The organism is Paenibacillus sp. MMS20-IR301 (assembly GCF_032302195.1).
Taxonomy (GTDB): domain Bacteria; phylum Bacillota; class Bacilli; order Paenibacillales; family Paenibacillaceae; genus Paenibacillus_AQ.
Genome location: NZ_CP135275.1, coordinates 6,344,431 through 6,356,176, shown reverse-complemented (window position 1 = coordinate 6,356,176; position 11,746 = coordinate 6,344,431). Strand labels below are relative to the sequence as shown.

Sequence of the window (11,746 nt, the reverse complement as noted above, 5' to 3'; positions counted from 1 at the left end):
TCTCCTTTGAGTTATGTTCTGTATAAGCCTCACTTTGTACTTTATCGGCTAATACCATGTTTATTTTTAGGAATATAACAAAAAACTCACCCTGAAATGGATGAGTTTTGCTAATTGACGGCAATGCCGTTCCTATTCACATATATAAATAATTGCAAGTCAGACAATGCTTATCGCTTAGGATTTGGAGCTGCGCTCAGGATCCAGCTTCATCCGCATTCTAAGGAATAAATCAATAACGGGACGTTTGGTCTTGCTGATGACCCCCGTAATCTCTGCACCGATCTGCAGGAAGAAGAGCATGACGCAGATAACAACGAATGTAACCCAGTTAGCTTCATAGAGCGAAGCCGAGGTCTGGATAACAGCCAGAATCCCGAAGAATCCGGCAATGCCGTAAATGATAAGCACCGTCTGGCGGTGGCTGAAGCCCAGCTCACGCAGGCAGTGGTGAAGATGGCCTTTGTCCGGTGCGAAGATCGGCTTCTTCTGCAGCTTGCGCCGTACGATGGCAAAAAACGTATCTGATAAAGGCACCCCGATAATCAAGAGTGGTGTAATAAAGGATACGACGGCAATCTGTTTGAACCCAAGCAGCGCGAGCAGTGCCAGGCAGAAGCCCAGGAACAGCGACCCTGTATCCCCCATAAAGATTTTGGCGGGATGGAAGTTGAAAAACAGAAAACCGAGAATGCTGCCCAGAAGCAGCAGGCAAAGCAGTGCAACCATCGTATTCCCCATCAGGAAGGCCATTACCGCAATTGTGGCAATAGCAATACCGGATACGCCGGCAGCAAGCCCGTCCAGGCCATCAATCAGGTTGACGGCATTGGTAACTCCGACGATCCAGAAGATCGTGAGCGGAATCGCAATCCAGCTTTCCAGCGAGGAATAGCTATTATGAAAAGGAATGTTTACAAAGTCTACAGTAATTCCAAAACCAAAAACAACGATACAGGCTGCGGCAATTTGGCCCAGCAGCTTCACTTTGGCTGACAGCTCAAACCGGTCATCCAGACCGCCGATCAGCACAATCAGTCCGCCGCCACACAGCAGCGCCTTAATGAAGTTTGCCTCCCGCGGAGTAAAGTCATATGGAATAATCGGCAATACGGCAAGCAGGCCTAACACAAACGCCAGAAAGATGCCTAGTCCGCCAAGGCGGGGCATAATCTTCGTATGCACTTTACGGGCATTCGGCACATCGGTCGCGCCAATCTTAATGGCGAATTTCTTCACCAGCGGCGTCAAGAGCAATGCGAGTCCCATGCACACAATAAATCCGGCGATGTATATAATTAACATTTGTTCAGTCGACCCCCATTTCTCTACCGCATTGAATTATACGCTGAAGTAAAAACAAATTCCAATACCGTTTTTAGGCTGTTGCACGGATTTTTCGGGTAAATATCCGCATTTTACTGTTCTTTTGTCACTTTATCTTTCTCACGCACCACTTTTACTGCGAATCTCGGCAGCGCAAGCATTCTTTTATAGCGTGTTGGTTCCTTGAGCAGCCGGTACAGCCATTCTGCCCGCAATTTTTGGAACGCTTTGGGTGCGCGCCGGCTCTTGCCGGAGATCACATCAAAGCTTCCGCCGACACCCATCATTACCGGGATTTGCAGCCGGGCCTTGTGCTTGGCAATCCATGGCTCCTGGCTGTCCGCCCCTCTGGCAACAAACAGGAGGTCAGGTTTAGCTTCCAGAATATCCGTGAGGACCTCTTCATCGGATTCCGGGCCAAAGTACCCGTCACGGTATCCTGCAATAATTATGCCGGGATATCCAGTTTGTAACCGGGAAGCTGTCTCGCGAATCACCTCAGGGGTTGATCCCAGTAAATACACCCTCCAGTTATAGCTTTCTCCCGTGCGCAATAATTCATGTAGAAGATCGAAACCTGCTACACGCTCAGCTACAGGCTGCTTGCAGTATTCCGCTGCCCAGACTACACCGGTCCCATCGGGAACCACCAGCTCAGCGGATTTCATAATTTCCATATAAGCCGGATTCTCGAGTGCAGCCATAACCATGATCGGATTGGCGGTGATGACCTGATGCGCCGCACGGTCACGAATCGCATCGGTTAAATAGGACACCGTTGCTGCCATATCTACTTTGGATACCCGGATGCCAAAAATCGGCACTGTCGGTATTACGCCATCTGCTTTCAATGTTCTATCATCCTTTACGGCCTAAATATTCTATAATCTGCCGGGCAGGCGCCTCGGCATCTTCAACCAGCGCAGCAATCAGCGGCTCACGCTCACGCTTCCAGGCTTTATCCGCTTTCAAGAGCTGAATGAGCCCGGCGCTCACTGCATCTGCGCTGAGCGCTGTCGTAGAGCCGACAGGCCGAGAATTGATCTGTTCCAGGAAACGGTCAATCTTCGGATCATAAGAGATCCCCATCAGCGGCACCCGTCTGCCTGCAGCGTAGATCAGGCTGTGCAGACGCATGCCTATTAAAGCCTGGCACTGTCCAACCTCCCGTAGCATCTGAAGCGGATGGAGCGCATCCTCACAAATGCTGACTGAACCCCCGTACTGCTCCGTTACCTGCCCGAGCTTCTTCATAACATAGCGGGAAGCATCATTATCTTCGGAGTGATGAAAGGGCAGGAAGCGTAAATGCAGCGGCAGCTCAGCCGCAGCCTTCAGCAGCCCATCTGCTAGTGCATCCAGCTCATAACGGGACTGTTCCCAGAACCGTACAGATATACCCACCGTAAACGGTCCCGCTTCCTGGCTGGAGTCTACGCCGTTCCTTGAAGCTTCCGCTTGCATGATATCCTCCGGCAGCTTCAGTCCCATCACCGGATCAGGGACAACATCAATCTTTCCCTGGTTAAGGCCCATTGTGTGCAACAGCTGGCGGGATTGCTCATCCCGCACAGATACGTAAGCACATTTGCGGAAGACCGATTTAATCAGCGGATGAAACAGCTTGCGGTTCACCGGCCCGATTCCCTGGGCATAAATAAAGGTTGGTTTCCCCATCCACTGGGCCAGCTTAATAATAGCCAGGTAATACGGGATTGTCTTATTCCCTGTTACATCCTGAAGCAGGCTTCCCCCGCCGCTGATCAGTCCGGCGCTTTCTGAGATGGCCCTGCGGACCTCCCCCAGCTTCATCCGGTGTACCGATAACACACCGTAAGTGGCCGCAGTCCACTCCGGATCTATGGACAGCACCACTGGCTCAACAGGTATCCCGGATACCGTTGCCTGCTTGCGCAGAGCATTCAGAATAGACTGCAGAACCGCTTCGTCTCCGCTGTTACGAAAGCCGTAAAAGCCTGAAATAACTATTTTTTGAGCAGCGGTGACCATCGGTTCCAACACCTTTCCGCAATTTGCCATACCCCTATAGCAATAATGCCGATAATCAGGCCTAGTCCAAGACCAAGGAGTCCGCGGATCAGCGAGATCAGCACCGGCGAATGAATATGGGCGAAGGTATCGACCATCGATAATTGGCCAATCACGGCAATGATCATAATGAATGCAGCATTCCGGTATTTATAGGCCATGAAGGCACCAAGAATAAAGAGCGGATGCGCGAGTAAAAATTCTTTGTTGCGCGGTCTTACACCAACCGTATTCTCCAGGAAGGTACGGAGCATCTTTTCCGGTGCACTGACACTTCCGCTATTTCCGGTCCGGCTCAAATAATACATCCCTACGATACCAAGGACACCGGCTGCTATCACCCAGGCGAGTGTAATCGGGGTCCGCAGCAGCTTGCCTGTCTTATTAAACGCAAATTCTCCCCGGTAAAGCAGTACATAGAGGGCAGTAAGCCCGATTGGAGCCAGATGAAGCAGACTTACCCCGCGGAACTGGTTAAGCACCAGGGCATACGTAATATTATTCAACAGCGCAATTACAAATGGCACCGCGCTGAGTGAGATTAATGCTGTTTTTACGTAAAGAACCAGACTGTGGGTCAGGCGGCGGCGCGGGCTCATCGCAGTATAGGCTGATGCAGCGGAGCGTACAGGCGGTCCCATTTCATTGATTTTACGGATAGCCAGTATCATAGCCACCGTAGGAGCGCTTATAGCCACCGCCAGGGCTAAGGCCTGTTCAAACAGCGCCGGCTTCAGAACCATTAATCCCGCGCTTCCCAGCAGCCCCAGTGCCCATACAGGCAGTGTAAGCCAAGGAATGAAATAGGATACCATCAAGGCAATCATCGCGACCGCCCCGACGACGGCAACTAATTTGAAATACCGCTGGAAGGAAGAATCGGTCACATCAAACGCAGTAGCCTGTCCCATCGTAAAGCCGTTAGACTCAATTTTGGCAATGGCCCCATCAGGTCCGCTAAGGCTCGTAATCAGATTATCCAGTGTATCCGTAACCTCAGCCTTCGTGGTATCCCTTGAGGGAATCGTATTCAGATAGATCATCCGGATATTGCGGTCCTTCGTAGCGAGCGCAAAGCGGTCGGCAATCACATCTGTTGCCAGGCCGGAATCAGCCTCACTGAGCGAATACAGCCGCGTTACATTATAATCCAGCAGATAGGCCAGTTTGGCGAAGCCTTTTTGCTGAACCTTGATATTCTCTATGGCTGCGATCCCCATCCCGCGTTCCTTTAAGAGGTCGGCAAATGCGGTAATACTGGCCAGATGTGCATCATCGGAATAACCTTTAACAGACTCTCCTTCAAAAAGAATCCGTTTGACCCCAAGCTCAGCATAACGGTCAAGGAGTCTCTTGACGGCCTCCTGGTTATACGCCAGGGAATCCACAAGACGGGGAACAATACTGAAGCCCTTCTTATTCAGCATCTCCAGTGTGAACGGGTCCGGCTGCAGCGGTTTGAGGGTTGCGTTCTCCAGCGGAGTTTCGATAATCAGCCCCCGCTGTCCGCGGTACTCCCATTCTTTGGTTGTGATGCCCAGGGCTTCAAAGGAATCACGGATGAGCGGCGAGAGCGTTCCACTGTTCTTCGGGCTGGTAAAGAGGACATATGTATAGTTCTCATTCTCCGGAATAACAGTATCGGTAAGGTTCGCGATATCCGCAGCGCCCCACATCATCAAGCGGCGGGCCTTACGGAAATCCTCCAGCGTGCTCTCGTATATTGCCATACTCTGAACACCGGCAGTCTTCAGCCGGTCAAGCTGTTCAGAGATATAATCCTGCGGGTTCCCCCGGTAGCTGGCTACATCGACCAAATCGCGGTAATCAAAAACAAATTCCACCGTTTTGGAAGTCTTCTCCGTCTGAAGCCGGTCATACACAACCGGGAGAGCGGCGAGTAAGCCAATCACCACGATAATCCATAACCATTTGCGCGAAGCTATATTCCAGCCTTGCCATTTCTGCTGCACCAAAAGTACCTCCTCTTTCACTTTAAACCTGATTTCCAATCAGCACAGACTCACGGCTCTTCTGCAATAGTCAAATTTAAGCGGAAACGGGGGCTCCTCCAGCAGGAGCAGCTCCGTTTCCGCGGGTATGTTGAAGCCTTTACTATTATTTCCCGTCTACACGGGCCATAACCTGATTTGTCAGCTCAGCCACTTTGTCTTTGGCATTCTGCAGCGATTCACCCACGACTGCAAAGTAAACCTTAATTTTCGGCTCGGTGCCGGAAGGGCGCAGGCAGAACCAGGAACCGTCCGACAACAGGTATTTCAGCACGTTCTCCTTAGGCAGACCGCCCAGCCCGAGAGAATAATCAAGAACCTCAGTAACCGAAGCCCCGGCAATCTCAAGCGGCGGGTTAGTACGCCAGTCATTCATAATGCCCTGAATCTGCGCCACCCCGTCTTTACCCTTCAGTGTACGGGATTCCAGGCTCTCCAGGAAGTAGCCAAACTGCTCATACAGCTCCTGAAGTACGTTGTACAGGGTTTTACCCTGGGCCTTGTAATAAGCGCCCGCTTCAGCAATCAGCATGGAAGCAAGTACAGCGTCCTTATCACGGGCATAGTTGCCAGCCAGGTAACCGTAGCTCTCTTCATATCCGAACAGATAAGTATATTCGCCGGACTGCTCGAACTGGTTCATCTTCTCACCAATGTACTTGAATCCGGTCAGTGTGTTGAACACGGTAGCTCCGTAGTGGCTGGCTACAGCCGCCCCCATCTCACTGGTTACAATCGTTTTGACAACGGCCCCGTTCTGCGGCAATTTGCCTTGGCTCTGGAGACGGCTCAGATAATAATGGATCATCAGCGCGCCGGACTGGTTACCGGACAACACTACAAACTTGCCTTCATTATCGCGCACAACTGCGCCCATACGGTCTGCATCAGGGTCTGTGCCGATCAGCAGGTCGGCATTTAATTCTTCACCAAGCTTGATAGCGAGGGTAAAAGCCTCCCGCTCCTCCGGGTTCGGTGACTTCACCGTCGAGAATTCAGAATCCGGCTGCTCCTGCTCAGGCACCACATGTACCGAGGTGAAGCCGATCTTCTCCAGTACGCGGCGGACCGGGAGATTACCTGTGCCGTGCAGCGGAGTGTAGACGATGGAGAAATCACGGCCCAGTGCAGCTGTAATCTCTTCACGGGCAACACTGACAGCAGCAACGGTATCCGTAAAGGCTTCATCCTCTTCGGCACCCAGCCAGTGCAGCAAGCCCTCAGCCTCTGCAGCCTCACGGGAAATACGCTTCACACCATTAAAGGAGTCTACCTCCAGAATGCTCGCAATAACCTTCTCGGCTTCGTGAGGCACGAGTTGTCCGCCCGTAGCATTGTATACTTTGTAACCGTTATATTCAGGCGGATTGTGGCTTGCCGTAATGACGATACCTCCGGAAGCCTGCAAATGACGGACAGCGAAGGACAGCTGCGGAGTAGACCGCAGGGAAGGGAAGAGATGGGTCTCGATCCCGTTTCCGGCCAGCACCAGTGCAGCCTCTAACGTAAACTCCGGCGAATAGCGGCGGGAATCATGGGCAATAACCACAGACGGTCTGCCTTCACCCGTATGCTGTTCCAGGATGTAGTTAGCGAAGCCCTGGGTTGCCCGGCCCACCGTATAACGGTTCATCCGGTTGCTGCCTGCACCAATGACTCCGCGCAGCCCCCCGGTTCCAAACTCAAGGTCTCGATAAAACCGTTCTTCCAGTTCCTTGGGTTCATCAGCCAGTGCCTTCAGTTCATTTTTGGTGCTTTCGTCAACGGAAGGGTCCTGCAGCCAGCGTTCCAGAGTTTCTGCGGCTTTCGGGCTTAATCCAGTCATGCAAATCTCTCCTTCTCCATCTATAATATATGATTTTATAACAGGTTCTAGCTGAGCGCGAACATAATTTCACCGGAAGCTACTACTTTGCCTTCCACTTTAGCGGTGGCCTGTCCCTTACCGATGCTGCCTTTAAGCCGGGTGATCTCCACCTCAAGCACAAGCGTATCGCCTGGCACAACCTGGCCGCGGAAGCGGAAGCCGTCAAGGCCGGCCAGGAAGCCGATTTTACCGCGGTTAGCTTCTACGCCCAGAATAGCCACTGCACCTACCTGTGCCAGGGCTTCAGTGATCAGCACACCCGGCATCACCGGATATCCCGGAAAATGTCCGGTGAAAAACGGTTCGTTCACCGTTACATTTTTAATTCCGACTGCCCGTTTGCCCATTTCGATTTCAGTAATTTTATCCACCAGCAGAAATGGGGGCCGGTGGGGGATTATTTCTTGAATTTGATTGATATCCAGCATAATAAGCAAAGCTCCCTTCGGATGTAACCGCGTCGTTCAATCCTTCCGCCTGCAGCAGCGCTTTCGTTTTATTCTTCACCGCCCCTGCATAAATATGGACAGCTTCGGCAAAAACTATAGTTATCCTTCACCACCTGCAGCAGTGGAGGTTAAGATAAGGGGCTTTCTCCACCGCACGCGGCAGCATGGCGGAGAGGGCCCTTTTTGGCGCTCTTGGGGCACGCCATCATTATACATTTTTCAGTATAAAAAAGAAAACTCCCCTGCACAACAAGGGAGCTTCCAACAGGTCTATTTTATAAAAATCATCACGGTGCAAACACCAGATCATATACATGCTTCCAGGTGCTCCACAAGAGCACATCGCTGAATTCCCGCTTGCCGAGAATTACATAGCCGGCGACCAGGCCGCCGCCAAGCGCAGCAACCAGCAGCAGCGGAATCAGGAACCATTGAATAATGGTCCATGCGGAAATCCCGCGCCGTTTCACCGGCAGCTGCTGTTGTTCCTCTTCCGGTTTCTTACCCTTCTCACGACTCATTCCTTCACCTCACGCGCGCATGTTATTGGCCAGACCCAGCATCTGGTCACTGGAGGACAGCGCCCGGGCAGCAAGCTGATACGTACGCTGAATCTGCATCATCTCCGTTATTTCCTTGTTCAGATCCACGTTGGATGATTCCAGATACCCTGAACGCACACCTACATCCTTAGCCTCGCCTGCCGCTCTCTGTACAAACGCATTGGCAGCCGTTACACCGTCAGCAAGAATATAAAAGTTGTCATTCATAGCCTGCAGGGCACTCATGCTCCGCGGCTCCACAATCATTATGGTCCCCGCAACAACAGCAGGTTCATTCTCACCTGTCTTGGTTAGCACTCTGCCGGTCTCATCTATGGCGGCACTCACATTTGCCGGCACGGTCAGCGGATTCCCCTCTGTATTCAGTACAGAATTACCGGTGTTGTCCACCAGTATCATATTCTCCGCATTCGCAGGATCGGGGGCGAAATGAAAATCGCCCTGCCGGGTATAGGCGGTAGCTCCGTTAACTTGAACCCCGAACAATCCATTGCCCTGCAGCGCCAGATCGGTAGGATTGCCCGTTTCCTGCAGGGTGCCCTCTTCCCAGTTGCTTGTAACGGTAGGTACACGGACACCAAAGCCGATATTAAAGCCGAGCGGCATGCTCCGGCCGGGCTGGTCATAATCCTTGGACTGCTGCTGCACACGGGTAAGCACATCCTCGAAAGAGCCCTCTTTGCTCTTGTAACCGTTCGTGCTCATATTGGCAATGTTATCCGCGATGATATCCAGCCGCTGCTGCAGGCTGGACATCGAGACAGCTGCACCGATCGTCGAGTTGTTCACAGATCTAACCTCCTACACGCTTAATAAAATCCATATAGTGATGCAGCCGCGCTAGCAGCAAGCTACACTCTGCCGACTTCGTTAACAGCCTTCTGCAGGCTGCTGTCATAAAACTGGATTACCTTCTGGTTAGCTTCATACGCACGGTAAGCTGCGTTCATATCAACGGTAACCTGGGTGGCATCCACATTGGAGTTCTCCAGGAAGCCCTGCCGGACCTGCATATTATCTGTTGCGGCAGAATAACGGATATCAGCAGCCGCTATATCATCGGCATGAAAAACCCCGTTCCCGTCACGCACCAGCTCCTGGGGCTTATTCACGATACTGATTCCGATCCTGGCGCCTGAAGGCAGTCCTGTTGCGTTATTAATAAGGTTGCCCTGCCCGTCCACTTTAAGGCTATCCTGGGGTTCTGTCAATCTCAGCGGATTGCCGTTGGCATCCAGCACGTTAAAGCCTCCGGCGCTGAGCACCTCCCCGGTAGGACTGACGGTGAAGCTTCCGTTTCTTGTATATAAATTGTTGCCCTCACTGTCCTGCACTGTAAAAAACGCCTGCGGCCGGTAGGTAACCTCACCGTCAGGGCTAACATATTTACCCGATCTGTCAAAGGCCAGGTAGCTGCCCGCATTGTCCGGGTCCTCCATCTGCAGCTCTGTAGACAGTGCGAAATCCGTACTTTTGCCGCTTTCAATAAGGTCTCCCTGCAGATACTGGGAAATAGACTGTTCGGCAAAAACCCCTGTATTGAGGCGGCCGACTGTTGTAGTGGTTCCACCGCTCATCGCCTTGATCAGCACCTCGGGAAAAGCGTGGCTCACACTGTCTACCTGCTTGTAGCCCGTTGTATTTAAGTTGGCAATGTTCTGTGTCGCCGTATCATGTCTGCGCTGCTGCGTTACCATTCCGGCAGCGGCCGTATATAATCCTCTAAGCATTGGGGTCATTCCCTTCCTAAGTCTGCTGTTATCCTATATTATCGGCAGGCTAGAACTTTTTCTTAACAACCTTGTCCAAATGGTCAAGCATAATGCCTGTCCCCTTAACGACACAGTGCATCGGATCCTCAGCCACCCAGACCGGCACATGCAGCTGTTCAGAGAGCAGCTCGTCCAGCCCATTAAGCAACGCGCCGCCGCCGGTCAGCACCACCCCGCGGTCAATGATATCTGCCGACAGCTCCGGCGGTGTACGCTCCAGTACCGACTTGGCTGCAGCCACAATAGAGGAAACCGGATCCCACAGCGCTTCCTTTACCTCACCTGAAGTAATGGTCAGGGTCTGCGGCAGTCCGCTCACCATATCACGCCCGCGGATATCCAGCTCGCTTTGCATTCCGCCGGGACGGACCGAGCCGATAGATACCTTGATATCCTCAGCTGTACGCTCACCGATCAGCAGCTTATATTTTTGTTTGATATATTTTAAAATGGCCTCGTCGAACTTGTCCCCCGCGATTTTAATCGAAGAGGCGGTAACGACGTCGCCCATAGACAGCACGGCTACATCCGTCGTTCCGCCGCCAATATCGACGACCATATTTCCGCTAGGCTGATAAATATCCATTCCTGCACCGATTGCCGCAGCTTTCGGCTCTTCCTCCATGAATACCTCTTTGGCTCCGCTGCGTTCTGCCGCTTCACGGATGGACTTCTGCTCCACTGAGGTAATATTCGTAGGTGCGCAAATCAAAATACGGGGTCTTGAGTACCAGGTCCGGCCGCCCACCCGGTCAATGAAATACTTGAGCATCATTTCTGTTATGGCAAAATCAGCGATGACACCGTCCCGGAGCGGACGAATCGTTGTTATATTCCCAGGAGTACGCCCAACCATACGGCGCGCTTGTTCACCAACCGCAAGGACTCTCTTCGTATCACTTTCAAGTGTGACCACGGAAGGTTCATCCAGAACGACTCCCCTTCCCTTGACATGAATGAGCACATTGGCCGTGCCGAGATCAATTCCGATATCCTTGCTAAGCATAATGAAAGAGCCCCCAAAGTGTTATTTTAAATGAGAATAGTTAGATAGTACCAAATTTAAAAATACCATACTTTAGGGGAAGTATACAATGCACTAAACCTTAATTATTACTTAAAATTCCGAAAATCTTATGGCTTTGCCGCTACAGCTACCTCACGCTTTTTGCCTGTCGTTTTCTTATATTTAATTTTAGTGGCCTCTCCCCCCCGAAGATGACGGATGGATTTGTGATATTCGAGAATGTGCTTCACCTGATCGGCCAAATCCGGATTGATTTCCGGCAGCCGTTCGGTTAAATCTTTATGCACCGTGCTTTTTGAAACGCCAAATTCCTTGGCTATGGTCCGGACCGTGTGCCTGGTTTCCACGATGCAGCGTCCGATTTTGATCGTACGTTCCTTGATGTAATCGTGCACGCTCCCGCCTCCCAACTGTGGATAGTTTGGTACATTATATGAGGGGCGGGCCTATATATTCGCGCTTTCAGGACATGACAAGCTTCGGAAGGCCCATTTTATTTCTGGGACAACCTGATTAGCGGCATTTTATAACCCCGTTGTCCGGTTAGAACCAGACTTGTCGTCCATTCCGGGAAAAAATAAAATAACCCCACAAAGTGGGGCTTTAGCTTCGAGGTTTACTCAGGTACTTTGCGGGGACCCCGAAACATACCCAGGAGGCTTTCGCCCCCTGGGAAAATTT

The 11,746-nt window shown here is 51.7% G+C and carries 11 protein-coding genes; all 11 read right to left on the bottom strand.

Annotated features, from left to right (window positions below; genetic code table 11):
* Positions 1 to 177 precede the first annotated feature (177 nt).
* Complete coding sequence (locus LOS79_RS27255; RefSeq protein WP_315413806.1) at positions 178 to 1,305, bottom strand: glycosyltransferase family 4 protein; 1,128 nt, start codon at positions 1,303 to 1,305, stop codon at positions 178 to 180.
* A 113-nt stretch (positions 1,306 to 1,418) separates the two neighbouring features.
* Positions 1,419 to 2,177 (bottom strand): WecB/TagA/CpsF family glycosyltransferase, encoded by a 759-nt coding sequence (locus tag LOS79_RS27250; protein WP_315413804.1) that lies wholly within the window; start codon positions 2,175 to 2,177, stop codon positions 1,419 to 1,421.
* Positions 2,178 to 2,184: 7 nt separating this feature from the next.
* The gene (gene csaB / locus LOS79_RS27245) at positions 2,185 to 3,336 is read right to left on the bottom strand and encodes a polysaccharide pyruvyl transferase CsaB (protein WP_315413803.1); all 1,152 of its coding nucleotides are present in this window, start codon (positions 3,334 to 3,336) and stop codon (positions 2,185 to 2,187) included.
* Positions 3,312 to 5,348, bottom strand: coding sequence for a DUF5693 family protein (locus LOS79_RS27240; protein WP_315413801.1), 2,037 nt, complete (start codon positions 5,346 to 5,348; stop codon positions 3,312 to 3,314). The genes csaB and LOS79_RS27240 overlap by 25 nt, the downstream gene beginning before the upstream one ends.
* A 145-nt stretch (positions 5,349 to 5,493) precedes the next feature.
* Positions 5,494 to 7,212, bottom strand: a complete 1,719-nt coding sequence (locus tag LOS79_RS27235; protein ID WP_315413800.1) for a phospho-sugar mutase — start codon at positions 7,210 to 7,212, stop codon at positions 5,494 to 5,496.
* 47 nt (positions 7,213 to 7,259) lie between these two features.
* Entirely contained in the window at positions 7,260 to 7,682 is a 423-nt protein-coding gene (gene fabZ / locus LOS79_RS27230) for a 3-hydroxyacyl-ACP dehydratase FabZ (protein ID WP_315413799.1), read from the bottom strand.
* A 308-nt stretch (positions 7,683 to 7,990) separates the two neighbouring features.
* Positions 7,991 to 8,224 carry a DNA-directed RNA polymerase subunit beta gene (locus tag LOS79_RS27225; protein ID WP_315413797.1) on the bottom strand — a complete coding sequence of 78 codons (234 nt, stop codon included), beginning with the start codon at positions 8,222 to 8,224 and terminating at the stop codon, positions 7,991 to 7,993.
* Positions 8,225 to 8,233: 9 nt separating this feature from the next.
* Entirely contained in the window at positions 8,234 to 9,055 is an 822-nt protein-coding gene (locus LOS79_RS27220; RefSeq protein WP_315413795.1) for a flagellar hook-basal body protein, read from the bottom strand.
* A 62-nt stretch (positions 9,056 to 9,117) separates the two neighbouring features.
* Positions 9,118 to 9,996: a flagellar hook-basal body protein gene (locus LOS79_RS27215; protein ID WP_315413794.1), complete on the bottom strand. Its 879-nt coding sequence runs from the start codon at positions 9,994 to 9,996 to the stop codon at positions 9,118 to 9,120.
* A gap of 49 nt (positions 9,997 to 10,045) precedes the next feature.
* Positions 10,046 to 11,044, bottom strand: a complete 999-nt coding sequence (locus LOS79_RS27210) for a rod shape-determining protein (protein ID WP_315413793.1) — start codon at positions 11,042 to 11,044, stop codon at positions 10,046 to 10,048.
* 128 nt (positions 11,045 to 11,172) lie between these two features.
* Complete coding sequence (gene spoIIID, locus LOS79_RS27205; RefSeq protein WP_038597396.1) at positions 11,173 to 11,460, bottom strand: sporulation transcriptional regulator SpoIIID; 288 nt, start codon at positions 11,458 to 11,460, stop codon at positions 11,173 to 11,175.
* Positions 11,461 to 11,746: the final 286 nt, after the last annotated feature.

Coding starts and splice junctions, on each gene's coding strand:
- LOS79_RS27225 (WP_315413797.1), bottom strand. CDS start 8,224: ATGAGTCGTGAGAAGGGTAAGAAACCGGAAGAGGAACAACAGCAGCTG.
- fabZ (WP_315413799.1), bottom strand. CDS start 7,682: ATGCTGGATATCAATCAAATTCAAGAAATAATCCCCCACCGGCCCCCA.
- LOS79_RS27210 (WP_315413793.1), bottom strand. CDS start 11,044: ATGCTTAGCAAGGATATCGGAATTGATCTCGGCACGGCCAATGTGCTC.
- csaB (WP_315413803.1), bottom strand. CDS start 3,336: ATGGTCACCGCTGCTCAAAAAATAGTTATTTCAGGCTTTTACGGCTTT.
- LOS79_RS27255 (WP_315413806.1), bottom strand. CDS start 1,305: ATGTTAATTATATACATCGCCGGATTTATTGTGTGCATGGGACTCGCA.
- LOS79_RS27215 (WP_315413794.1), bottom strand. CDS start 9,996: ATGCTTAGAGGATTATATACGGCCGCTGCCGGAATGGTAACGCAGCAG.
- LOS79_RS27235 (WP_315413800.1), bottom strand. CDS start 7,212: ATGACTGGATTAAGCCCGAAAGCCGCAGAAACTCTGGAACGCTGGCTG.